General features: G+C 57.9%; 27 protein-coding genes and 1 pseudogene. 9 read left to right on the forward strand and 19 right to left on the reverse strand.

The window, feature by feature from the left end:
• Positions 1-129: 129 nt before the first annotated feature.
• The gene (locus tag JTP94_RS24510) at positions 130-1,386 is read left to right on the forward strand and encodes an AGE family epimerase/isomerase (protein WP_204853005.1); all 1,257 of its coding nucleotides are present in this window, start codon (positions 130-132) and stop codon (positions 1,384-1,386) included.
• Positions 1,387-1,432: 46 nt separating this feature from the next.
• Here the strand turns inward: JTP94_RS24510 and JTP94_RS24515 are convergent, their stop codons facing one another.
• Together JTP94_RS24515 and JTP94_RS24520 are read right to left on the reverse strand one after the other, a co-directional pair.
• Positions 1,433-1,921: a heme-degrading domain-containing protein gene (locus tag JTP94_RS24515; protein ID WP_204853006.1), complete on the reverse strand. Its 489-nt coding sequence runs from the start codon at positions 1,919-1,921 to the stop codon at positions 1,433-1,435.
• Between the two features lie 59 nt (positions 1,922-1,980).
• Positions 1,981-2,919, reverse strand: a complete 939-nt coding sequence (locus tag JTP94_RS24520) for an ATP-grasp fold amidoligase family protein (protein WP_204853007.1) — start codon at positions 2,917-2,919, stop codon at positions 1,981-1,983.
• A 105-nt stretch (positions 2,920-3,024) separates the two neighbouring features.
• Between JTP94_RS24520 and JTP94_RS24525 the strand changes: the two genes are divergently transcribed.
• On the forward strand, positions 3,025-4,521 hold the full coding sequence (locus tag JTP94_RS24525) for a lipopolysaccharide biosynthesis protein (RefSeq protein WP_246755213.1): 1,497 nt from the start codon (positions 3,025-3,027) through the stop codon (positions 4,519-4,521).
• Between the two features lie 5 nt (positions 4,522-4,526).
• On the opposite strand, the gene JTP94_RS24530 is transcribed toward JTP94_RS24525, so the two are convergent.
• The gene (locus tag JTP94_RS24530; protein ID WP_204853009.1) at positions 4,527-5,687 is read right to left on the reverse strand and encodes a polysaccharide biosynthesis protein GumK; all 1,161 of its coding nucleotides are present in this window, start codon (positions 5,685-5,687) and stop codon (positions 4,527-4,529) included.
• A 331-nt stretch (positions 5,688-6,018) separates the two neighbouring features.
• Between JTP94_RS24530 and JTP94_RS24535 the strand changes: the two genes are divergently transcribed.
• The 3 genes from JTP94_RS24535 to JTP94_RS24545 all read left to right on the forward strand — a co-directional run bounded on the left by JTP94_RS24535 (position 6,019) and on the right by JTP94_RS24545 (position 7,933).
• A complete protein-coding gene (locus JTP94_RS24535; RefSeq protein ID WP_204853010.1) occupies positions 6,019-6,990 on the forward strand; it encodes a polysaccharide lyase in 972 nt (323 codons plus the stop codon).
• Between the two features lie 137 nt (positions 6,991-7,127).
• Positions 7,128-7,424: a hypothetical protein gene (locus tag JTP94_RS24540; protein ID WP_204853011.1), complete on the forward strand. Its 297-nt coding sequence runs from the start codon at positions 7,128-7,130 to the stop codon at positions 7,422-7,424.
• 302 nt (positions 7,425-7,726) lie between these two features.
• Positions 7,727-7,933: a hypothetical protein gene (locus JTP94_RS24545; protein ID WP_034504176.1), complete on the forward strand. Its 207-nt coding sequence runs from the start codon at positions 7,727-7,729 to the stop codon at positions 7,931-7,933.
• Between the two features lie 113 nt (positions 7,934-8,046).
• On the opposite strand, the gene JTP94_RS24550 is transcribed toward JTP94_RS24545, so the two are convergent.
• From JTP94_RS24550 to JTP94_RS24575, 6 genes and pseudogenes are all read right to left on the reverse strand, one after another.
• On the reverse strand, positions 8,047-8,904 hold the full coding sequence (locus tag JTP94_RS24550) for a sugar phosphate isomerase/epimerase (RefSeq protein ID WP_204853012.1): 858 nt from the start codon (positions 8,902-8,904) through the stop codon (positions 8,047-8,049).
• Between the two features lie 155 nt (positions 8,905-9,059).
• Positions 9,060-9,389, reverse strand: coding sequence for a hypothetical protein (locus JTP94_RS24555; RefSeq protein ID WP_204853093.1), 330 nt, complete (start codon positions 9,387-9,389; stop codon positions 9,060-9,062).
• Positions 9,390-9,395: 6 nt separating this feature from the next.
• Positions 9,396-9,641, reverse strand: a pseudogene (locus JTP94_RS24560) (DUF2213 domain-containing protein); the annotation flags it as partial.
• 54 nt (positions 9,642-9,695) lie between these two features.
• Positions 9,696-11,087, reverse strand: a complete 1,392-nt coding sequence (locus JTP94_RS24565) for a DUF1073 domain-containing protein (protein WP_246755215.1) — start codon at positions 11,085-11,087, stop codon at positions 9,696-9,698.
• A gap of 48 nt (positions 11,088-11,135) precedes the next feature.
• On the reverse strand, positions 11,136-12,620 hold the full coding sequence (terL, locus tag JTP94_RS24570) for a phage terminase large subunit (RefSeq protein WP_204853013.1): 1,485 nt from the start codon (positions 12,618-12,620) through the stop codon (positions 11,136-11,138).
• A complete protein-coding gene (locus JTP94_RS24575; RefSeq protein WP_204853014.1) occupies positions 12,577-12,924 on the reverse strand; it encodes a hypothetical protein in 348 nt (115 codons plus the stop codon). The genes terL and JTP94_RS24575 overlap by 44 nt, the downstream gene beginning before the upstream one ends.
• A 299-nt stretch (positions 12,925-13,223) precedes the next feature.
• On the opposite strand from JTP94_RS24575, the gene JTP94_RS24580 reads away from it, so the two are divergent.
• Entirely contained in the window at positions 13,224-13,901 is a 678-nt protein-coding gene (locus JTP94_RS24580) for a methyltransferase (protein WP_246755222.1), read from the forward strand.
• Positions 13,902-13,966: 65 nt separating this feature from the next.
• Here JTP94_RS24580 and JTP94_RS24585 read toward each other — a convergent pair whose 3' ends face one another.
• From JTP94_RS24585 to JTP94_RS24600, 4 genes are all read right to left on the reverse strand, one after another.
• Complete coding sequence (locus JTP94_RS24585) at positions 13,967-14,632, reverse strand: DUF6362 family protein (protein WP_204853016.1); 666 nt, start codon at positions 14,630-14,632, stop codon at positions 13,967-13,969.
• Positions 14,607-15,023, reverse strand: a complete 417-nt coding sequence (locus tag JTP94_RS24590) for a hypothetical protein (RefSeq protein WP_204853017.1) — start codon at positions 15,021-15,023, stop codon at positions 14,607-14,609. The genes JTP94_RS24585 and JTP94_RS24590 overlap by 26 nt, the downstream gene beginning before the upstream one ends.
• Positions 15,024-15,079: 56 nt before the next feature.
• Positions 15,080-15,364 (reverse strand): hypothetical protein, encoded by a 285-nt coding sequence (locus JTP94_RS24595; RefSeq protein ID WP_204853018.1) that lies wholly within the window; start codon positions 15,362-15,364, stop codon positions 15,080-15,082.
• A 77-nt stretch (positions 15,365-15,441) separates the two neighbouring features.
• The gene (locus JTP94_RS24600; RefSeq protein ID WP_204853019.1) at positions 15,442-15,660 is read right to left on the reverse strand and encodes a hypothetical protein; all 219 of its coding nucleotides are present in this window, start codon (positions 15,658-15,660) and stop codon (positions 15,442-15,444) included.
• Positions 15,661-16,022: 362 nt separating this feature from the next.
• Here JTP94_RS24600 and JTP94_RS24605 point away from each other — a divergent pair, with 362 nt between their 5' ends.
• The 3 genes from JTP94_RS24605 (at position 16,023) to JTP94_RS24615 (ending at position 18,041) form a co-directional block, all read left to right on the forward strand.
• Entirely contained in the window at positions 16,023-16,811 is a 789-nt protein-coding gene (locus JTP94_RS24605; protein ID WP_204853020.1) for a LexA family transcriptional regulator, read from the forward strand.
• A 387-nt stretch (positions 16,812-17,198) separates the two neighbouring features.
• The gene (locus JTP94_RS24610) at positions 17,199-17,585 is read left to right on the forward strand and encodes a hypothetical protein (RefSeq protein ID WP_246755224.1); all 387 of its coding nucleotides are present in this window, start codon (positions 17,199-17,201) and stop codon (positions 17,583-17,585) included.
• 54 nt (positions 17,586-17,639) lie between these two features.
• Entirely contained in the window at positions 17,640-18,041 is a 402-nt protein-coding gene (locus tag JTP94_RS24615) for a DUF4440 domain-containing protein (protein ID WP_204853021.1), read from the forward strand.
• Positions 18,042-18,055: 14 nt separating this feature from the next.
• Here the strand turns inward: JTP94_RS24615 and JTP94_RS24620 are convergent, their stop codons facing one another.
• The 6 genes from JTP94_RS24620 to JTP94_RS24645 form a co-directional block, all read right to left on the reverse strand.
• A complete protein-coding gene (locus tag JTP94_RS24620; protein ID WP_204853022.1) occupies positions 18,056-18,718 on the reverse strand; it encodes a response regulator transcription factor in 663 nt (220 codons plus the stop codon).
• Between the two features lie 3 nt (positions 18,719-18,721).
• Positions 18,722-19,786, reverse strand: coding sequence for a sensor histidine kinase (locus JTP94_RS24625; RefSeq protein WP_204853023.1), 1,065 nt, complete (start codon positions 19,784-19,786; stop codon positions 18,722-18,724).
• The gene (locus JTP94_RS24630) at positions 19,783-19,920 is read right to left on the reverse strand and encodes a hypothetical protein (RefSeq protein WP_204853024.1); all 138 of its coding nucleotides are present in this window, start codon (positions 19,918-19,920) and stop codon (positions 19,783-19,785) included. Before JTP94_RS24630 ends, JTP94_RS24625 begins: the two co-directional genes overlap by 4 nt.
• Positions 19,904-20,266 carry a hypothetical protein gene (locus tag JTP94_RS24635; protein ID WP_204853025.1) on the reverse strand — a complete coding sequence of 121 codons (363 nt, stop codon included), beginning with the start codon at positions 20,264-20,266 and terminating at the stop codon, positions 19,904-19,906. Before JTP94_RS24635 ends, JTP94_RS24630 begins: the two co-directional genes overlap by 17 nt.
• A gap of 170 nt (positions 20,267-20,436) precedes the next feature.
• The gene (locus JTP94_RS24640; protein WP_204853026.1) at positions 20,437-21,768 is read right to left on the reverse strand and encodes an AAA-associated domain-containing protein; all 1,332 of its coding nucleotides are present in this window, start codon (positions 21,766-21,768) and stop codon (positions 20,437-20,439) included.
• A 21-nt stretch (positions 21,769-21,789) separates the two neighbouring features.
• Positions 21,790-23,550 carry an ABC transporter permease subunit gene (locus tag JTP94_RS24645; protein WP_204853027.1) on the reverse strand — a complete coding sequence of 587 codons (1,761 nt, stop codon included), beginning with the start codon at positions 23,548-23,550 and terminating at the stop codon, positions 21,790-21,792.
• Between the last annotated feature and the right edge of the window lie 100 nt (positions 23,551-23,650).

Below are 23,650 nucleotides of genomic sequence, written 5' to 3' on the forward strand. Positions count from 1 at the left end.
AACAAGACGAATTGCCGTCCCGGCCCATGGACAAGGTGGAGCTGACGACACAGTTTCATCCCATTACGCCATGACAGTGCTTTTGGGCGGCGCTATAGGGCTTGTGGAAAAGAATCCAAGGAGGATGGCATGAACATACAGGTTGAACCGGCGACGCTCGGAAACTGGAGCACGCGCGCCTATCACCGGCGTTGGCTGCTCGAGCAAGCAAGCGCACTTTTTGACTTCTTCCAGTATCGCGCCGTCAATCCCAATGGCGGCTTTTACGACATGGACGACGTCGGCAAGCCTCTGGAGGCGACCAATCCCACGCGCGGCATTCATTCGACGGCCCGTATGGTGCATTGCTTCTCGATCGGATCGCTGCTCGGTCGCCCCGGCGCGAATGAGATTGTCGACCACGGAATGAACTACCTCTGGAACCACCATCGCGATACGAAGCACGGCGGTTATGTCTGGTCGCTCAATAATGATGGTCCGGTCGATTCAAGTAAGCAGGGCTATGGCCATGCATTCGTGCTGCTCGCTGCTTCCTCCGCCAAGACGATCGGCCATCCGCTGGCCGACGGCATGCTCGCCGACGTTACCGAAATTCTGAATACGAAGTTCTGGGAGGAAAAGCACGGTGCTATTGCCGAGGAATTCAACCAGGATTGGTCGCCGATCGACGGCGGCAGCTATCGCGGCCAAAACTCCAATATGCATCTAACGGAAGCGTTGATGGCAGCTTTCGAGGTCACCGGCGACAAGACCTACCTTGAAAAGGCCGAAAGCATCGCCGATCTCGTCATTCGTCGCTCGGCTAGTTCGGTTGGCTGGCGAGTCGCGGAACACTTCAATGCCGATTGGGTGCTCGACAAGAATTATCGCGGCAATGAGATGTTCCGCCCATCGGGCACGACGCCCGGGCATTGGCTGGAATGGGCGCGGCTCATCCTGCAGCTCTGGTCGCTGGGAGAAAAGCGGCACGACTGGATGCCGGAAGCAGCCAAGGGCCTGTTCTCCCAATCCATGTCCCTGGGATGGGACAACGAGAAGAGCGGCTTCTTCTATACCCTCGACTGGGAAGACGTTCCCGCCAAACGCAATAAGCTTTGGTGGCCCGCGTGCGAGGGCGCCGGCGCCGCCCATTATCTGAACGAGCACGTTCCGAGCGATTTTCACGAAGAGAGCTACCGCAAGATTTGGAGCGTCATAGGCCGCTCCTTCATAGACCACGCCAATGGCGGCTGGCATGAGGAATTGACGGAAGATCTCGTTCCGGCCCACACGCTATTCCCCGGTAAGGGCGACATCTACCACGCATTGCAGGCCAGCCTGATTCCCCTCTTTCCCGCGACGGGCAGCTTGACCAAGGTCATCGCCGAGGCTGGCGGCAAAATCTGAGATTGCCGGCGGCGCCCCGTCTCGAGCTCGGCGCCGCCATAGTCTTCTACAAGAGGCTGAGATTGTGAAGTTCGTGGCCGAGCGTCAGCGCCAGAGCCTCGACCACGAGATTGTGGTCTTCACGCTGCGGAAGACCTGAAACCGTGACGGCACCGATGCAGCCCGTGCCGTTGACGAAAATGGGAAAGCTGCCACCGGATGCGGCATAATCGGCGCCCGAAAGCCCGTTATCCTCGATCGTCTTCCCCTGCTGTTGAAGCCGCAAGGTACTGGCATAGCTGCTGCGGAAATACCGCAGCACCATATTGCGCTTGCGGCGTATCCAATTGGAATTGTCGGGCGTTGAACCGGGCAAGGCGATGTAGAAAACCGGCATTGAATGCAGCGTGATATCGATGGCAACGCCCAGATTGCGTTCGCTGGCAAGGTCATGCAGCAGCTTGCCGAGCACCCAGGCGGTCGAGAGGTCGAAGGCGTCGAAACGCAGCGTCTCCTCCTGCAGCGCGATACGAGTGAGGTCCTGGTCGATCGTCATGGAAAACCTTCCCTAAAAATGGATCGGCCTATCAAACGCGCAGAGAGTGATTTGTCCACCTATCTCTTCGGTATTTCAAAACCAAGCTGCCACTTCTGACCGAGCAGGAGATCATGCTCTTCCGGCTCGAACGCTTCGAAGCCCCCACCCGGATAAAAAGTCAATTCGCCCACGCGAACCCACTCCGCCGACGCATAGAGATCGACGCGAACAAAATCGATATCATGAGCGACCGTTTCCGCGACATGGATCATCTCATCGAGCCGCGGCGGCCGTACCACGTCGCCCGGATAAAGGCCAAGATAATCCCGGTCGTAGAACGGTAGCTTCTCCCAATCGGGGGTATAGTTGCAGGAATAGCCCTGGCCATTCTCGCGAATATCGATCTCGATATGCGAGACCTTTCCATTGAAGGTGAAAAGCCGGTAGTCCCAGGGAACACGCCCCTCGACGAGCAACATGCTTTCGATGAGAATACGGCGTTCGACCTGCCGATAGGCCCACTCCCTGTTATAGAAAGCGTGATCGATCGCCAGCCACTCGGCGGAGGGATTGTCCGCCAGGAGCCGATCCACATCGGCCTCTCCGTAAAGAAATCGCCCCACCCCGCTCGCGTGAGTCGGTTTGACAACGGCGGGCAAGGGAATCTGGGGCCAATCAACGGCAGCCAAATCCGTGCCGACCCAGAGTGTCGGAATGACGTATTGGCTACCAACCCTCTCCGCAATCAGCACTTTGGCATCGGCCTTGTCGACGAAGCGCGGGAAGAGTGGATTACGATCGTATAATTTTCGGGCCTGGATCTTGTCGGTGAAACTCTGAGGCGACCTCAAATTAGGAAACTTGCCGCGAATGACACGATATTTCAGTGCACAATAAGACCTGTCGGGCAGCGGCGACATGAGCCGCCATAGCAGGTTATGCGCCCGCTCGCGCAATCCCTTCTGCAGATATCCCGGAATGAGAAATCCATCTTGGTCGGCGGCTCTATCTGTCATGGCGGCCATCTCGAATTTCAACTAGAACGCAAGTGAAAATTATCAGCCGGCCTTTAACACAAGGTTATGCGACGGCCTTCAAGATGGATTGTCATGAGTGCGACTATGTCTAATCTTCTTAGAAGCTCGCTGATCAGTCTGGCGGCAACGTCGATTTCGCTGGCTGCTGGCTTTGCGAGCAGCGTCATAGCTGCGCGCCTGCTCGGCCCGGCAGGGTCCGGCAAAGTCGCTTACGCGTTATGGGTTGCAACCTCCGCTGCAGCATTGGCGGATATGGGCCTGCCGCAGACGTTGCTGCGCAATGCCGGCAGCCTCTCTGGCAGTGGGGAAACCTGGAAAGCGCTGGTGCGCACGGCGCTACGCAGTTTCATGATTTCAGTCAGCATGGTGAGCGTGGCAATACTGGCCTTTGCCGCAATCACCTACATTCAACGCGACGCGCGACACGCCTGGTTCTGGATCGTCACCGGGCTGCTGTTCTTGAGCTACGCATTTCACGTCTTCTCCACAGCAGTCGCTCGCGGAAGAAATCGCTTCGGCCAGACTGCTCGTAGCACCGTTCTTGGCGGAATACTGCAGATTCCGCTTGTTTTCATCGGAGCCTGGTTGCTTGGCCCAACCGGTGCCCTGATCGGATACATCGCGCGCTACCTGCCGCAGGCGTTGAAATTGCGCGGCTATATAGATCGCGATATCAGGCCTTCTCGTGAAGCACTCACGCCGGAAATGCATCGGTATGGTCGCTATATATGGTTGAGCGACCTTATCGAAATTCTGGTCCTGTCGCGCATCGAGTTTCTGTTTCTCGGCCTCATCCTCTCCCCCACTAGCATTGGCTATTTTGCGGCTGGTCTCGGTCTGGCCGGTCTCATCGAACAGGTCATGCTCCAGATATCGCCTGCCTTGATCGTCAGCTTTACCGATGCCCACGCCAAGGATGATCGCGCGATGCTTCAAGCCGCATATAGTCGCGTCATTCGCATAGTCGCTCTGATCATGCTGCCGATCAGCTTTGGCGGCGCAACCATCATGCCCGATCTTTTGCCGCTGATCTTTGGCGATGCTTTCAAGCCCGCAATTCCAGTAGCAGCAACCCTGCTCGCTTTTGTTTGGCTTGCCGGCCTGTCTGTCATCCCCTGGGGTATGATCGGCGCATCCGGGCGTAGCGCTCTTTTGCTGCGCGTGCAGATCGTAAGCGGCATATTGACGATACTGCTCTTGACCGTTCTCGTACCACTGATGGGTCTCGAGGGCGCCGCGCTTGCTCGCGCGACGATCGTGACATTGACTTTTGCACTACTCGGCTGGACTGCCTGGAAATATGTCCGAGTTGCCGTTCCCATTGCTGCGTTGACAAAAACGATACTGGCTGCCCTTCTTTGCGCGGCCGCCGCAGGGCTCGGCATTTACAATTTCGACGGAACAGCCGCCGTTGCGACAGCTATTCCCGCTGGGGCCGTCACCTACGTGCTGGCAATCCGCTTCCTGCGCTTGATTACGCCCGAAGACGTGAGGATACTGATGGATACTGCCGGCGGAAAATTGCCCCAAGCATCACGTCCGCTCGTCAATAGCCTGTTCAACTTCCTCGCACCGGGCTGAACTGATTACGGCGTTTCAAAAGCGGCAGCCAATGTCTGCTGGGCAACCTCGTCCCAGGTCGTTATCCCATCGCGAAAAGTCGGAGAACGCCGCATAGCCAGCGCCGCGTCGACCTTCTCTCGCCACGCGGTTTCGCCGTCAAGGCGATAGGCAATACCGTTTGCTCGGCTAAAAGGAACGAGATCGGGCAGCAGGATCGGTAGACCGCAGTAGCTGTATTGTGAGAGTTTCAAGCTCGATTCCGCCAGGTAAATCTCATCTGCTGTCAGGCGATAGGGAGCGATGCCAAAATCGGCGTGCTGCAAGTATGGTACGATGCTCTCGAAATCCCTCTCACCGTAGATGGTGATATTCGGCTGCGCCCAACCGCTCCATTGCGCACCAAAGACATGGAAATTCACATCCGGGGCGGCCGCAGCCATGGCGGCGACAGATGGCTGGTCAAAGAGCATGTTACCGATCGAAACAGCATTGCGGCTACCAGCTTGATACGGCGACGGCTGCTCGCGATCGAACACGGCGGCATCGACACCCTGAGGAATGACTCGTACACGGCCGCCCCGGGGAAGCAGCGCCCCGAGCCTTTCCGAAGGAACGCAAATCGCGTCGAAGCGACTAATCGCGGCAGCTTGAATATCTTGCAGCACAGGTGCTGCGCCTATGCTTTTCAGCAGGTCGCGACAAAAATACAGAGTTCGCGCCTTCGGATTGAGCCGCTTGATCCGGTCAAAGAAAGCAAGTGCGGAGCCGCTTTCGATCAGCACCAGATGGGCAGTGGCTATGACATGACGGGCAAAGCGCGGCAGGTAGCTGCCATAGAGCCGAAAGAGCATCGCATTTGCCGCATTCAGAAAGCGGTTGTTCGAACTGAATGCATGTAGTGGCGGGAGATACGCGCCCGCCCTCAGATTGACGCCGATAGTCTGAAATCGATTCGCTTGGCTTCCCGACAAGGCTCGGAAGCGCGGGCGATCCTTGAGCAGGGTCAGCCAACTATGGCCTATGGTGAGAAAATGGACTTCATGTCCCTGCTCGGCCCAGCGGGATGCAACGAAGTGGATCGACGCCTTGCGATAGCCGCGCAAAAACGCATGCGACGTCAGAATGACGATTTTTCGTCGTGGCTCGGTCGCGTCCCCGGCCACCCCTGCTTCTCCGTTTGCCACGGGCGATCCCCAACAGCGATCTTCAGTCGGTTTCTCTCATGCCCGACATCAAAACGTCGATGAGGTTGCGGCGACGAACCGTCATGTCCGGGGCACTGATAACCGCAACCAAAGCCCAATTTGCGGCGATATGAACCGCAAAGCGTCTAACAGGCGGTTAAAGTTGGACAATCGGCCTATACATTAGAAATAATGAATGCGGAGAACGCCTCTGGATCTGCCGTGGTCGCTATCAACGCATCGTGAAACCGCATTGCCCTCGCTTGCCTGCAAGAAGCGAACAGGTCATTGATAATGCTCCATGAATGTCTCGCCAGAGGAATATCCCAGCATGAATGCAAAATACGCGCTGCCCGCTATCCTGGCCTGCACATGCGCTGTGACACCAGCCTTGGCCGACGACCCGGCTCAATTGGTGCTGCGCGATGGCTTCGACGGCAGCGACTTCGCACCATCCGGTCATCTTTATTATCGCGACAACTCCGAGCAGAAGGCGGGCACGGTCGAGTTTCAATCGGAAGTCAAACGCTCGGGCACCGGGGCATTGAAGCTCAGCGTCAAACCATTATGCCCGCCGGGCAAGGCAAACTGCAGCGAGAGAGCGGAAATCTGGGAACGCACCAAATATCGCGTTCCATATAATCAGGGCGTCTGGTACGGCTTTGCCGTCAAGTTCGCCGATCCTATTCCCTCAGGCGACCATCGCTATCTCATAGCGCAATGGAAGCGAGAGATCGGCCCGAAAGCCCAAGGTGATTTCAGTCCCTTCCTGGCGTTGCGGCTCAACAACGGCAAGCTCTTCGCCACTGTGGAAACGAACTATGTCGCCCCAACGGCCAAGAAGGACGAGCTCGAGAGCAACGGCAAAGCTTGCAGCGATAACGAGACACCGGTCTGGTTTCGTCCGAACACCAATCAAATGCGTGCACTGGTCGCCACAGATGGCAACTGGAGCAATGAAGACGGTAAGGAATTTACCGGCTGCACCAACGCTATTAAAGTAATAGACCGTGGCAACAAACTACCGACACCAGGTTCCGGCTGGATAGACTTCGCCATTTACAGCAAGCCTGGCCCCGATGGCTCAGGGCATATCGAAATATTCGCCAACGATAAATGGATTGTCACGGTCACGGGACACATTGGACATGCAGACCAAGGGCTTGGAAAGAATCAATATTTCAAATTCGGCCCCTATCGCGCCGCAGATACAATGGTATGGACCCTCTACTATGATGATTTTCGCCGGTCGCCCCGCTGTGCCGATGTATTGTCGGATCCCAACCTTTGCCCGATGAAATGACAGGCAGGCGGATGCGAGTTGATGTCAATAACGATTGCGAGGGGAACGCTACGAGGATCTTACGAGTTTTTTAATGAACTCGCCTGAACCTTTTTGCTTCTTGTTGGTTATGTCCTCTTATAGAGGAGGCCACCGAAATGCTTACCACCCACCGCGATTGCAAGCATCACGTGAAGAGAAATGCAATTCCATCCCTAGGTGAGATAGAGGGCCGTGTTGCGGTTCTTGAAATCGTTGCTCAATCCGCCCTGACGCATGTCTTCGATGAAGGCGAGGTCGATATCGACGCTGTGCTTTTGGTACAAATTCGCAGAGCCATGCATCGCAAATGCACGGAATTGAAGTTGGACGGCGAAGACATAGCATCTGCGCTTTCTTACGCAGAGGAGCTGATCGAGGCCGCGGTCAAGGCGTCGTATCCAACCCATCAATGATGCCTTCAGGGCCGAGATTAGTTTTGTCCATCATGGTGGCGCTAGCGCTTGCGCTTGGCGCCTTCCTTCTTGTCGCGCCCCATGATTCAAGAAGCAAACTTGCCGTGCACCCGGCTCAGTCTGCATCGCATCAAAGTCCGCAATAATGTGCCGCAAAGACGCTATGTCGCGTTAAGAGACAGGCACGTGTATCATATCAGGCTGACGTTAACGTCGACCGGCGAAGGCGATTGCAAATTTCAGAAATCAAAGCAGTGTGCGCTACATCCATCCGGTTCAAGCTTTCAACAATGGTTTAGCGAATGTCTATGATGGTCAATGCGCCACTCTATGCCGACGACATCGATGTCCTTGCAAACGCGCTTTTTGCTTGGTGCGCCGAACGCAGCATCAAGTTACAAAGCCAAGAAGGCCTGTCCGCGGCCAACGTGGCCATAAATCTTTACGACGCCGGCTATCAAACGCAGGACCGGCTTCTTGGCGCGCTCCATGACCATGAGTTTCATTGAGATCGACGCTGTGCAATCCCGATGCTGCATTGGGAACGGTTGACGTAGCTCGCAAAAACAAACGCCTCAGACCGCTCCCAAGCGACTGAATTTTAGTTCCGGTAAACACGTCTTTATGCTGCTGTGGCCTTTTGCAGGACACCTGCAATGCAATCGCGTTCTTCGAGAATCCCAACCCATTCATTTTCATAGTATTGCGAGTCATAGATCAGTGTGAAAGGGCCTCGGTAACCGGCAGCGCTGGAAAGTTCAACGCAACGTGCGTAATCCTCCACGTCAAGACCGACAGCTGAATAACGACCCTTGGCATGGCACAATTCGGCACGCCCCATGATCTTCGCCAGGTCTTCATATTTGCCAGCGCGCTCCCAATTGCCGAAATCCCCGTTGAGACCGAGTTTGCCATTCAACGCATCAAGAACGCGATTGAGTTCCACCGGGCCGGGCAGCAGATCGAACCAGTTTTCTATAACGAGACGTACACCCGCGTCGGCGGTCTCCTCAGCCAATTGGCGAAGATGTATTTCCGCTCGATGTAAAGCCGCATCGCTTGGCTGAGCCTTGCCGGCAATCACGCGCATGTTCTCGGCCCCGAGAGCCACTGCGGTGTCGATCCAACCGGCCATCCATTTGGCGTCGCGTTGAGCCGTCTCGGGATCGCTGAGATCACCATCCTCGATCAACAGCGTTTGCACTTTAACATCCGCTTCTTCGGCGGCACTCCGCAAGTCGGCAAGGTAGCTCGGCAGACGGCTTGGCAAATGGAAAGAGCAAATCTCGAGCCGAAAGATATTGTGCTCAGCGCATTGCCGCGGCAAATCAATCAATTCGACGACCCCCTCCCCATAAGCCGGCTGGCGGGTCGGTATTTCGACACCAGCGGGCCTGTATGGATAAATGCCGCCGAGCGCACGGTGCAGGGACCACGTGGATACGGCAAAACGATCTGCTAGGTCGATCGCGAAGCTCATTTCATTCCCCTCCTTGATTCCTCAAACTCTCTTGAGAGCAGGTAAGAAATAGATTGAACGGACCGGATATCAATCGAAATCCGGAGATCGATCACATTGCCTTCACGGACAACCCGATCCCACGCAGAAGAAGCATTCGAAATACAAAGCATGGGTCACGGCACCCCATGACCGCCTTTCACCCATCGGGAAATGGCATCGAAGATCAAGTCGGCAATCCACATGGCGCATACGCCGACGACAAAAGCCGTCGCATTCATGGCGGCGACATCCTTTTGCGGCAGAGGCCAATTGATGGCACGCAGGTAAAAGAGCACCGGCTCCGTTAGATACGCTGCCGCCAACGCTCCACAGATCGGCGATGCAACAATCTCCCGCATTGTATATCGACGCCTGGAAAGACCACGCAAGATGCCGCCGGAAAGGCCAGCAATGACGACCCCGGCTTTGATGCCCAACGCATCCAGAAATTCGTGCATCGTCATTGTTTTCTCCGACGTGACCATTTCCGGCGGATGCTCGTTTGTCACCGGCCGGTGAGCGGCGCTTTTCAGCGTGTCTTCGGAAAAGACTTCCGTGCCCGGCCGATAGATCCGCACGGTGTGCATCTCGGGCCGGCCGATCTCGGCGCCGCTATAGCTTTGAATGCCCGTACGGGCGATCCGGGCGTCGGCGACAAGATAGCCGTCCCCGGTCCGCCGCGTTCCCGCGACGGTGACAGTGTCAGTGAAGTTCATGTTGGGATTTCTCCTGGTCGGAGCCGACTGGGGTTTAGGGTAAGGAGTTGCTGGCTATGACGAAGCCGGAAGTGTTGCCGGCTGTACCGATGCGGCGCTGGGTCCTTCGATCGGGTCGGAAATCGGCTTGGGCTCATCGGCATGTTCCGATTGGTCGGATGCCTTCATGGCCGCCTCCAATCCAGGCAGCGATCCGTCCTCGACGAAAGCGTTCACCAACGCTTCGGAGAGAGCCTGTCGTGCGATGATCTCTTGGCCGGCAGCAGACCCGAACAAGGCGCGTGCCGCATCCGCCTTCGTTTTGAAGATATCGGCCCGCTCCTTCTCGCTCATCTGCTCCAAGGGCGCCCAGCTGGAATAGATGGCGGGATCGCGAGCACCGGTGGCAGAGCGAATGAGGCACTCGTCGAGCCGCGCCATTGCGGGCGTATAGTCGAGCTCCTGGATCGCCTGGATCCGGTCATGATAGTTCTTCATGTCGGCTGCGCCGGTGGCATTCAGGCCGGCCGGTGATTGACCAAGCAATCGCGTCACCGGAATGTCGGCCGCGCCTGAGACGATCTGCATGAACGCCATCAGGATGTCGGTGAGACCGGAGAGCGGTGCGCTCTTGCTATCATATTCCTCCTCGGCATCGAGGATCAGCGTCCCGTTGACACCCTTGATCGCGTTGGCGAGCGTATAGCGACGCAACACGGCGTCTTCATAGGCCTGATTGCCGATGTTGGCTGAGAACTGCGGTACCCTAATGATATCGATCTTCGCCTCGAAGACGAGGCTGGCGATATTGGCCGCCGTGCTATCCGCATTCTTGATCGCGTCGAATGTCGCGGCAAGCACGCTTTCGCCCCAGGCATGATTGCCCATCCCGCCGAACTCTTCATTCGGCGTCATGGCACCCTTGAAGGTGACCAGTCGCGATGGATGGATAGTAACCTGGGTCCCGTTCGCGCCGGTCAGCGTGTAGAATTTCGGTTTGCCATACCATTCGGAAGCCGGATCGCTATCCATGTCCCCGGCTGCGAGCTGGCGGCGTGTCAGCACGGTCAGGTGCTTGAGGCCGCCTTTTCCAACTGCCTCCATGTCGAGCGGCAGTGCCGGATCGGAATCATCGGCACCGATGAACAAGGCAGCGCCACCGAAGAGGCGCGCTTTCGTGGACGCTTCCAGCACTTTGCCGCGCAGATTGAGCCGGCGCTCCTCCGCGTCGATCAATCCGATCTGGTCGCCCGCGGCCTGCCAGTTTCGCCACTTCCGGCAGCTATCCAGTGCCGGGATATCAATGATCTTTCGCGGCAGCCAGGAGCCTCGATAGGCGGCGATAATCTGCTCGTCTGTCAGGATCGGCTGCGCGTAGAAGACCGAAGCCGCCTTGTCTCTTTCCGTGCCCATGCGGGATGCAAGGCTCACCAGTCCGTCACGAACCATCGAGAATATCTGCCCCATGGATTGTCCTTTGATATCAATGTGATGAAATGACCCGCGCCAGCGAGCCTAGAAATTCGTGAAGCTGAAGGAAGAGCTCAGCGCGAGCTCGTTCAGAGCATCGGCAAAAGCATCGACCTGATCATCAAACTGCCCGTTCGGAAAGGCACAGATCTCGTCCAGAAATGCTTCGTTCCAGTCAGCGCGCAACAGCTTGACGTTCCCTGCTTCCACCTGAGCCGATGCCGGCTTGGCGCGCGTCGCCTTGTCACCGGTCGCGGACAAAACTCTGATCGGAAAGCCGGCCAGCAGCTTGATCTTCGTTTCCGCGTCCGCCTTGCCGGCAGCACCCGGATCTTGCGGTATGCGGATCATCACCGTTGGCCCGTCCTGCGACGCCATATTCTTCAGATTGCGTTCCACCTCCGCGGCCGACCATCGTCCGCGGGCGATAGTCTCGACGTAGAAGACGCCGTCAGCCCATGCCATGCGCAGACCGACGGTCCAGTCCGGCTGGCGGCCGGGACGCTCCTTTGAGGCCGCGAAATCCCAGGCGCGGCAGCGTTTCGCGCCGGCAGGCACCGCCTCGACGATTTCGAAATCACCGCGTTGAAACAGGCCCCCCGAGCGCGGTGAAGGTCGCTGCTGAAACTGACCGGCAACCGCATAGGATCCGAGCGGTATCTTGTCACGTTCCACCACCGCACGCGGAAAGCGCTGCGGAAAGAGCAGTTCGCCCTCTTCCGTCCTCGGATCGACAAACCCGATCGATGTGCGACAACAGCGCTCCGGCTCGAACTCCATGGGCAGCATCAGGTGCTCGTAACCGAGCCCAAGCGCCAGAATGGTGCCGGACACATCCGCCTCATGCAATCGCTGCATCACCACCACAATCGCCGAACGCTGAGGGTCGTTGAACCGCGTCGGCACGGATTCGCGAAATGTACGAACCGTCGACAGACGCTCCGCTTCGGATTCCGCACCATCAACCGAATGAGGATCATCGATGATGACGCGGTCGCCGCGACCGCCGGTCAACCTTGAGAACGGCACACCTTGGCGCGATCCCGTGCGTGTATTGGCAAAGGCCATCTCGCCGGTTCTCGTCAGCTTGACTCGGTCACCCCAGAGCGCCTGATACCATTCCGAAGTGACGAGGTCGCGCATGCGCCTGTTGTCGCGCTTGGCATAATGTTCCGAATAGGACGCGCCAAGATAACGCAGTTGCGGCCTGTTTTTTGGGCCCCATTCCCATGCCGGCCAGAAGACGCCGCAGAGAAGCGATTTCATTGTGCCCGGCGGCACGTTGATCAGCAGCCGTGTGATCTCACCCGAGGTCACGGCTTCGAGATGCCGGCAGATCGCCTCGATGTGCCAGCCATGGACATAGTCTGCAGATGGCTCGACGACATGCCAGGCTTCTCGAACGAAGCCAGCCAGCGATTGGCAGTTGGCGCGTATCCGCTCGGCATCCGTGGCGATCTGCCTGTTACGCTCGGCCCGCTCGCGCTCAGCTGTCCGCTTTGCCTTCTCCTCTTGGATCGCCGCCATCATCGTCGCCGGATCCGGCAAGCGGACCGAAGAGGGATTCGAGTGTTGCAAGCTGCTCATCCGTGGCATTGGTTAAGTCGATGGTGAAAGCCCGGCCTCCCTTGGCCCCGGTTCCCAGGCGCTCGCTTGGCTTCTGATGAACGTAAGACGCTGCTATCTTCGCCATTTCATCGCGCCGCTTCTGATCCGCCTCATCGTCGCGCATCACCTTCAGCATATAATCGAGCGGCGTATCGCCGGCCGGAACGGCCTTGCGTCGGCGCGCGCGCGGCTTGCGCTGCACAACCGGCTTGTCGGCATTAGACATGCTTGAAATTTCCGATGGAACCTAGAAAGAAAACAAGCGGTTCAAAACATCGCTTGCGGTCAACAGTGCGTCGCTGCAACTGTTCTCATCATGCCAAAATGAATACCCCAATTCGGTGCTGTTGGCGACACCCTTGAAAGATAACGGCTCTGCAAGGATTGGCGAATCTTGATGAAGACGACGGATAATTATTTGAAATCCCTTGAGAATATCGCACTCCGCAGTCCGACGAATTGATCAATATTTTCTCCGGCGACTATCTCATGATAGTACCCGAGAGATGCAAGCAAGAGGACACATTGAGCCATAAGTTGAAAAGCGCCGAAGGCCTCGACTGGGCGCGGCAGTTCATCACCGCCAATCTTCCGATTCTGCCCGTTCCCGGCATTCCGGAGATTCGGCTGCACAAAGCAGGACCGCGTAGTGGTTTGCGGCGCCTTGCGGAGCAGGATCTGCAATTCGGCTCCCCCTATTGGGCACATTACTGGGGTGGGGGGTTGGTATTGGCCCGCTATCTTCTTGATAGGCCAGAAGCCGTCGCCGGTCGCCGCGTACTCGATCTTGGTGCTGGTTCAGGAATTGTGGGCATAGCAGCCGCGAAGGCCGGAGCGGCAGACGTGCATGCCGCTGATATCGATCCCTATGCCATCGCAGCCGTCGGGCTCAATGCGGCTCTGAATGACGCGGCTGTCCAGCCCGTCCTCGCCGATTTGACAAGAGGCGAACCTCCCGCCGTCGATGTCGTCTGTGTCGGTGATCTCTTCTACGAAGCGGCCCTTGCAAAACGCGTCACGGCATTTCTGGATCGCTGCCTGGCACAAGGGACTGCGGTTCTGATCGGCGATCCATGGCGCGCTTATCTGCCGGCATCGCGACTTCGGCTTCTGACGGAATATGCCGTGCCGGATTTTGGCGAGGACGCCGCAAGCCCGCGGCTAAGCGGCGTCTTTGCATTCGAAAGCAGCATGTCACCATAGGGTGAAAACGATCAAGGTCGACCACAGCGGCAAATACGGATTCGGACCGGAAATACCGCCGCGATCTAGACTTTCATCTTGGCACGCCGGCGGTTTCCGCGCTCAAGCCGCTTGGCAAGCTCTGCAAGCTCAGGACTTGCCGCATCGAACACCGGCCGGGCGTCATCCGGCAACCAGTGCGTTGCATGTTTGGTCATCGGCGGTTTAACCCGCTCGGAACCACCGGCCGAATTCGGCATCATCGGCGATATGCGCGACCAGTCAGGCTCCTGCAATATCGGCGAAGTGGCGAGAATCGCGCCGGCGACATTTTGAAATTCGCTCTGAATGCGCCGCTCCGCCGTGCGCCGCACACGCCCCGTTCGGGCACAGAAATCCCGGAAAGATCCGGCGACATGAGGTGCTGCAAGGCAAATGGACCAGCGCGAAAGCAGGATGCGGCGCTCCTCATCCTTGACGTGGATCCGCAGCCAATCCTGCAACACCTCCTCGGCCCGGCTGATGGCGGCAGCACTCGGGCGATAACGGATGCGGAGATCGGCATGATCCATCGACTCGGGCAGGACATCCGGCCAGAGCGTGCGCATTCTGTCCGGGCGAACGCCGCGGACATCGAGGTGAACCATCGTATCGGCCGCCTCGATGAAGCGAGCACGAACGATCAGGCTCAAATCGGCGATCTCGGCCGCATGATGGGACAGATCGTCAAACTGCGAGGCGGGCAGGTGCATCAAGTCGTCTCTCCAATTCCCAATAGATTAGGGTTCGCAGCGTCGCGCGAACCGGCCAAGGCCGCCTCGCCACGGCATGCAAGCGCAGCGAAGCAAGTGTGATGTCGTCGAAGGCATCAAGCAGATCGCCCGGACGCTGCAGCGCCCAATCCTGGCGCTGCATAAGAACATCGGAGACTGCTCTGATCGTATCCGACCAAAGCTCGTCGCGATTATTTCCGGTTTGACGGATGCAGCGCAGAACGAAGACCAGATGCCCGTCGCCATATCGCCCTCGAATTTCCTGCATCGTACCGCGGGCATGGCTCTGGGCCGGCGCGCGGCGTCGATGGACCGGAACGAGCTTGATGCCGAGGCCATCGAGAAGAAGATCAAGCTTTCCTTTGGTCATCGATCCTGCAGCTCCTTTCGCAAGAAAGTGTATGCTTGTTCCACGGCGCATATCCGTCATGCCATGTTCCCGGCCACAGCCGCAGCGCCGGCTGTCTTGGCCTTGAAGAAAGCTTCCGCTTTGGAAATTGCCTCCACCCTCGCACCATTGCGCAGCATGGGCGTGTTGAGATAGGCAACCATTGCCTCGCCGGCGGCGGCCTTTGCTGCATCCTGCGTCGCAAAGACAATCGGTTCGCCGCTTCGATCCTTGAGGATCTCGTTCGTCGCGCGATGAACCTTGCGGATCCAGCCGAGATGACCGCCGGCAACCGCTTCAGTTCCGATTTGAAATTCATTCATAGCAACCTCCTCTGGCCGGCAAGACCAGGTCTGTGAGTTGGGTTCTGTGGTTTGATTTTTCGTGCGGATGCTGATTTTCAGCTCGGTTTCGCGAGGCGTGTCGGCTTTGCCGCGCCGGCATCTTTGTCGCCGGTCATCTGGAAATGGATCTGGTCACCCTCGGGTGCACCGCAAGCGTCATCCCGATCGCCTGGATATTCTGATCTCCGGAAGATGGATTTCATTGCCGCTAGCGTACTGGCGAAGAAGAACGCGGCGCCGATACATGCCAGGAAGCCTTGCAACATTTCGCTCATGGCATCTCCTCCGGATTCGGCGCTGATGTTGCAGGCTCGGCATCGCCCATCTCTGCCGGCTCCACGGCTGCGTCGCAGTTTTCGCGATGCAGTTCGATGATCTCCGCGATCGACAAAGCCCGATGACAGCCGGGACAACCCCAGAAGCGGTGAAAATATCCCGCCTGCCAATATGATTTTCTGCCCCTCCTGCTCGCGATCATGCCATCACCCCTAAACACACCTTTCCATCGCACGCTGGTTAAGCCAGTGTGCCGGCCCGCGGTGATTTGCACCGTAGGCCTCTTGATAAACACAAATTATGTTGATAATAATGTCGATGTCAACATGATTTATGTTAATAATTTTGCGAGTGTCACCTGATGCAAAAATCCATGGGCGAACGACTGAAGACCGCGCGCGAAGCCGCAAATTATCCATCAGCCACAAAGGCGGCAGAAGCGCTCGGCGTAAGCCTTTCCACCTACCGGGCGCATGAAAACGGCCAGAACGAATTCAACGCCGAGATCGCTAACCGCTATGCCAAGAAATTCGGCACGACGGCAGCCTATCTCCTGACCGGCGAAGGGCCGCGCAAAGTGGCCCGCTCGGTGCCGAACATGGTCACCTCCTTCGATCCCGACGAGCAATACAACGAGGGATTCGCTGAAGATAACGATGAGCTCAGCTACAGCCGTGAGCATTGGCAGCCGCAGATCGCAGGCGCAACGCCGGAAGTGGATGTCAAGCTGGGCGCCGGCAGCGGCATTGTCGGCGAAGTCATCAACCTGCCCGTCGGCTCCGGGAATGTCGCCGGCCATAAGATCGTTGCGGAATGGCTGATTCCCGCGGGGTATTTGCGCAACGAGGCGAAAGCTTCGCCAAACCATACTATCATCATGGAGGTGATCGGCGACTCCATGCAGTCTACATATATGCCGGGAGATCGTGTCATCGTCGATCTCTCCCAGAACCAGATGACGACCGATACCGTCTACGCCATCAGCGACGGCTATTCCGAACCGCAGATCAAGCGTCTCCAGCGCGTGCCCTTCACGCATCCGAGCCAGGTGAAAATCATTTCGGACAATCCGGCGCTGGAAACATTCACTGTCGAACTGGAACGACTGACGATCATCGGCCGCATCTGCGGACATATTGCCCGGAAGTAGCAAGCCTACCTTTCCTCCTTCCGCACACCTCACCAAACCTGTGACTTTTGCTGGATATGTCGGCTGTCATAGGCCTCAAACACTTTTAGTGTCATTCTTGATCTAAATAAACATAAATAATGTTGACATATATCGTGTTGAATGGCAATTTCTCAGTAAGAGCCGATTGGCACTGAAAGGAATGAGCCCGCGCAAGCGTTAAAACCTTGCACGAAGTCAGCGAAACCGGACAGGCCATGGATGTGGAAGCCGGAAGCATGCTGAAAGGAAAGTGCCGTTAATGCCCACTAAGCCCAACACTACTGCGACGGATCTGGCGGATACCGTGACGATAGACAACAGCAAAATAGGACGTGTGCCCTCCACGCCAATTGCGAAGGCAGCAGAATGACAATGCACACCGATATGTTCTCCTGCGAATACTCGTTCGATGAGCTGAGCATTCGCCTCTGCGATCGCTGGGAAACCGGATTGCTGCTCTATGGGCGCGCCGAGTTGACATCGGCGGGCGCTGATTACGAGGATGAGTTTTACGTCTCCGCAATCCGCTTGGATGGCGGGGCGAGACTGGCAAGGCCAAACGTGCTGAACGGCACAAGCAATTTCGAGTCCGAACTGTTTCGACGGATAGCTGCGGTCATAGAAGACGAAAAGACACATGCCGGCCGTCATGCCGCCGAGCTTTTCGCCAGTGAATTGGAGCAATCCAGGGAAACCGATTATGATCACGTCTACAAGGTCGAGCGGGAAGGAATCCTGGAGTCGCTGGCCTGATGCACATTGAAGTCGGCGCTTTCACACCGAAATCAACCCGAAACGGAGGCTGCTATGGCCACGGAAGTTCCGCTGCGCGAGCGTGAAGAAATTCGCATGCTCGAGGAGAAACTGCATCGTCCGGAAATCCGCCAGTCGCCGGAAGCAGTGGCGGAACTTCTGGCGGAAGGGTTCCTCGAATTCGGCAGTTTGGGAACGATCTATGACAATAGAGACGAACTCATCGCGTGGATGGCGGAGGAGAAGGCGGATAAACCTTCTGCATTGGTCACCGCCTGCGATTATGCTTTTCGATCGATTTCACCCGATGCAGTCCTGGTGACATATCGGGCCGTTCGGCCACCAAAAGATGGTGAACCGCCGCGGCATGTCCTGCGCAGTTCGATCTGGCAGCGCATCGATGGCAGGTGGCAGATGATATTTCATCAAGGCACCGTCACCGCCCCATCGGTTTAGCGAAGAGACCGAGACTAACGCTGCCAGGGTGCCACACCATTACCCCGGCGGTCGACACTGGCTTCGGTCAATCCGAGACTATCGGCCATTCGAATGAGATCGGCCACGGAGTCGGCCCGCATCTTGCGCATGGCCTGACCACGATGGACCTTCACGGTGACCTCGCTCAGGCCGATCTCAGCGGCGATCTGCTTGTTCAGAAGGCCGCGCGCTACAAGCGCCATGACCTCGCGTTCACGTGATGTGAGCGTCGAAAGGCGTTCCTGAAGATCGACGGCTGCGGCTTCCTTCCGAAGTCGTGCCCGATCGATTTCGAGAGCCTGCCGGATGGCGTCGAGAAGATCCTGCTCGCGGAACGGCTTCAGGAGAAACTCCACCGCGCCAGCCTTCATCGCCCTGACGGACATCGGCACATCGCCGTGTCCGGTGAGGAAGATGATGGGCGTCAGATAGCCTGTCTTCGCGAGCTCGTCCTGAAAATCGAGGCCACTCGCATCCGGCATCCGGACATCGAGGACAATGCAGGCCGGGCCGACCGAACGAGGGTGCGAAAGGAAATCACGCGGCGAGGCAAAGCCACGCGTATCGTAGCCGACCGAGCGTAGGAGGCTGTCGAGCCCGTCTCGCACGGACGCATCGTCGTCGATCACATAAACGGCTGATCGCTGCTCTTCCATGCCCTACCCTCTCGCCTTCGCATCCAACGGCAAGGTGAAGCCGAAAACGGTTCCATGCGGGAAATTCGGCGCCGCATAGACGGTACCACCATGTGCCTCGATGATCGACCGACTGATCGCCAACCCCATTCCCATGCCGTTCGGCTTGGTCGTATAGAAAGCGTCGAATATCCTGTCGAGCGTCGCCGACGGCACGCCGATACCAGAATCACGCACACTGACTGTGATCTTGCTTTCATCGGCGGCGGCACTGACAAGCAGTTCACGCGCCTCTGCATCGACTTCAGTCAGAGCCTCGGTTGCATTCATAATAAGATTGAGGATGACCTGCTGGAACTGTACACGATCGCCGGCGACCAACGGCAGATCGCTCGCAAGCTCAGTGCGAAGAAGTATCTGGCTCTTCCGGATCTCGCTGCGAACGAGTTCCAATACGTCCACAATCGCCTCGCTCAGGTCGATCATATCGCGCGACGGAACCGACCGCGCCACAAGTCCGCGAACGCGGCCGATGACATCGCCTGCCCGCCCGGCATCCATGACGATCCGCTCGATCGCGCGCCTCGCCTCATCCTGATCTGCGGGCGTTGCCGAAAGCCATCGGAGCGCGGCGTTGCCGTTGGCCGCTATCGCCGTAATCGGTTGACTGACCTCGTGCGCGATGGCTGTGCCGAGTTCGCCCACGATCATGAGGCGCGACATTCGCGCAAGCTCGGATTGCGCTAGCCTCGCTCTTGCATCAAGCCTCTCGATCCTGATCGCCAGATAGGTCGTCGCCCCGATGGCGAGCAGGCTGAGCGTGCTATTGATCAGACCCGCCTGCGAGGCCCCGTGACGCGTCAGGAAGTAACTCACGACCGTAAGGACGGCACATGCAACACCCACGAACGCGATCGCTCCCGTTCGCTCGGAATAAACCGATAGCAGGATCACCGAGACGTACAGAACGGCAAACGCGATCTCCAAATCGGTGACCGTGTCGCCAATAAAGATAAGACCGGCAAGGATCGCGATGCCGAGCCAGAGGAATGGCATTTCGAGAAGATACTTCAGAAACTCGCGCCTCATGCCTTTCGCCCCCGCATCAGCGTTTCCGGCACATTGCGTGCAGGAGTGGCAAACTGCCTGACCCAAAGTCCGAAAACAACCGCGGTCTTCGCCGTGCCCAGATTGAGCGTCATTTGATCATGTACGACGGTCATGATTGTCGTTCCCGGCATAGTGGTTGCAAAAACGGCGGCGGTGCCGGCGCCTGAGGATGGCGAGGCTTGCTCTGTTCAGACGAGCTGTGGCGCGAAGCAGCATGCGTGCAAGATTTGCGGACAAAAACCCCTGAAAGAACAGATGGATAGTCCATCTCATGAGCCAATGCGCGCCCCAAAGAAGCGCCAGCATGCCTGCCAGTCCGGCATAGTCTTTCAAGCGCGCTCGCTTGCCGAAATACCCTCGCACTTTAGGAGATTGGTGCTTCCTGTTGCTGGGTTTGTTTTGGTTCTGCCTGCTGAGAGCCTCGAGCAGGCGACCAAGTTCTTCGTTGTCCCTGGGCATGACAATCCGTCCCGCAACCAAGCAAGTCGCGGGAGCACAGGGATCGACGATCCGATCGGAACCCTGTGCGTTATGCCGTGCCTCGGGTGCTTATCAAATTCGAAAATGTTTCTTGGTTGGCCGCTGCCTTATCGGCAGCGACCCTTCAGGATCCAACCCGATTGCGTGTATCAACTTGGGTTCTCCAGCGTGAAGAGATCAGCATTTTCGTCATAGGCGAAGTATTCGGCATAGCGCGCCCAGTTCGTCACGGCTTTGAGAGTGATATCGGCATAATCCTCCGACATGTAATCTTCGAGCTCGTCACGAAAGCGCCGCGCCGGCGCGCGATGTGTCGGCCGCTCATCCAGAACGCGGCGGATATGAGCGGCAAGCGGCACATAGGTTGCCAGATGCTGCTCGAAGAGCCGCTTGCGCTCGTCGATATCGCTGTCGGAAAAACGCAGACCCGGCGCCGTCAACTTGATGTCGCCTCCTTCAAGATCTGCGAAACGCAGAAGCTGCAGGGTTTCCGCCACCGGAAAGAGATCATCGATGCCGAGATGCAGGTGTGTCGCCAGCGGCGGCAAGTCGGCCTGCCCACGATAGGGCTCGGCCGCCACCGTCTCGATCAGGCCGGACATCAGGTTGGTCGACACGCGCGGCAGCGCCATGGCGATGCCCGTACCCGGGAACAAGCCGTCACGCGTCGGCGCACCGGTTTTTGCCGTCATCCGGGCATAGATGTCCTCGACCAGCATACGAAATGCGGGATCGAGACGATTGCGCGGCTGCGGCAACTCCACCCGGATTTCAGCGATGACACGGCCGGGGTTCGATCCGAAGATCAGAATGCGGTCGCACATCAACACCGCTTCCTCGATGTTGTGGGTCACCATCAGGACCGACTCGATCGGCATCCGGCCCTCGCACCACAGGTCGAGAAGGTCGGTGCGAAGCGTTTCCGCGGTCAACACGTCGAGTGCGGAGAACGGCTCATCCATCAGCAGCACCTTCGGACGAACGACAAGCGCCCGGGCAAGACCGACACGCTGACGCATGCCTCCAGACAGCTCCTTGGGATAGGCGCTTTCGAAGCCATCGAGACCGATCAGGTCGATGGCCGCCAGCGCACGCTTGCGGCGCTCCGATGATGCAACCCCTTGGGCTTCCAGGCCAAGCTCGACATTCTGCAACACGGTCAACCAGGGAAACAGGGCGAAGCTCTGGAAGACAACGGCAACACCGGAATTGGGACCGGTCACCGGCATGCCTTCGAAGGTGATCTCACCCTTGCTTGGGCGGATGAGGCCGGCGATGGCGCGCAGCAGCGTCGACTTGCCCGAGCCGGAACGGCCAAGCAGCCCGACAATTTCATTGGGATAGAGCTGAAGATCGACATTTTCAAGCACGACCAGCGAGCCCGAAGCCCCCTTGTCGTAGGTCTGGCAGACCTGTTTGGCCAGCACCAGCGGCGAGCTCTTTGCGATGTCGGCCTTCTTGGAGATGACAGCGTTTTCCATGTTCGGTTCTCCGATATGTGATTAGTCGAGACGCAGGCGGCGTTCAGCGAAGACGTAGAGCGGCCGCCAGAGTGTTCTGTTGAAGAGGGTGACGAAGACCGACATGACGACGATGCCGAGGATTACCCGCGGAAAGTCGCCCGCTTCCGTCGCCTTCGCGATGTATGAACCAAGCCCGAAAGCTTCGAGCTTCGTGTTCCCCCAGCTTGCCAGTTCAGCGACGATGCTCGCATTCCACGAGCCGCCCGAGGCCGTCAGCGCTCCGGTGACGTAGTAAGGAAATATTCCTGGCAGTATCGCGCGCCGCCACCAGGTCCATGAGCGCAGCCTGTAGACCGAGGAAGCCTCCCGGAGATCGGTGGGGAAGGCGCTTGCCCCGGCGATCACGTTGAAGAGGATGTACCATTGCGTGCCCAGCACCATGAGCGGCGACAGCCAGATGTCGGGGTTGGCACCCGTTGCAACGATTGCGATCACAGCAACAGGAAAGAGCACGTTCGCCGGAAATGCGGCCAGGAACTGAGCCACGGGTTGAACACGCTCTGCAACAGCCGGCCGAAGACCGATCCAGACGCCAAGCGGAACCCAGATCACACTAGCCACGGCTATCAAGACAACCACGCGGATCAGGGTGACGAAGCCGCCGGCAAAAGCGATCCCGACGTCGTTCCACGACAGCGTCTGACTGAGATAGGATACGGCGCTCCAGACACTCCAGGCACCGACGACAGCGATCAGGGCGAGCCAGCCATAATCGATGACCTGCGTAATCGGGCGCCGTCTGCCTTGCCTGCGGCCAACCATTGTCGACCTGGGCCGCAGTCGGATGAGCATCAGGCGGCCCCAGATGGCGGCAAAGGGTGCGGTTACGTGCTTCAGAAGACGCGTGCGGCGGACCAACGAATAGACCCAGGACCGTGGCTTCTCCTGCCCCGCCGTCTGCTCGAAGCGGAATTTGTCTGCCCAGGCGACGATCGGCCGGAAGAGCAGCTGATCGTAGAGCAGGATCACGATCCCCATGGCAAGAACGGCCCAGCCGACGGCGGCAAAATCCTGCTTGTCGATGGCAAGTGCGAGCCAGGAGCCAAGTCCGGGAAGCTGCACGGTGGTATTGCCGACGGTAATCGCCTCCGAAGCAACCACGAAGAACCAGCCGCCGGACATCGACATCATCGTGTTCCATATAAGACCGGGCGCCGCGAACGGTGCCTCCAGCCGCCAAAAGCGTTGCCAGGTGGAGAGACCGAATCCACGGCTAACTTCATCGAGGTCGCGCGGCACCGTCCGCAGCGACTGATAGAAGGAAAAGGCCATGTTCCATGCCTGGCTGGTGAAGATCGCAAAGATTGACGCGCACTCCGCACCGAGCTGGCTTCCGGGAAACAATCCCATGAAGAATGTGACGGTGAAGGTCAGGAAGCCGAGCACCGGAACCGACTGCAATATGTCGAGGGCCGGAATGATGATCGTTTCGGCGCGGCGGCTCTTCGCGGCAAGCGTGGCGACGACGAAGGTAAAAACGAGCGAGGCGACGATCGCGGCCAGCATGCGCAATGTCGTGCGTAACGCATATTCAGGCAGATAGGCGGGGTCGAGCGTGAGCGACGCGGTGGCAAGCCCCGACAGCGGCGCCCGCATTTCGGCGACGCCGTGAAGCGCAAGAAACGCGACTGCGACAATAAAAGCGAACGCAGCAAGGTCGTAGCCGTTCGGCAGTATGCGGGCGCCGGCGAGCGCGGCAACGGCGCTGCGCTCCCGCCGATCATTGGGAAGGAAGACCATGTGTAATCCCTTGAAAACAAGAGGTCGCGAATGACGCATGTCGGTGGCACCACATTCGCGGGGCCTGGGACATGCGCGTTAAAGCAAGAATTCGGGAAAG

Origin of the sequence: Martinezella lusitana (assembly GCF_016901135.1) — a bacterium.
Lineage (GTDB): Bacteria > Pseudomonadota > Alphaproteobacteria > Rhizobiales > Rhizobiaceae > Rhizobium > Rhizobium lusitanum_D.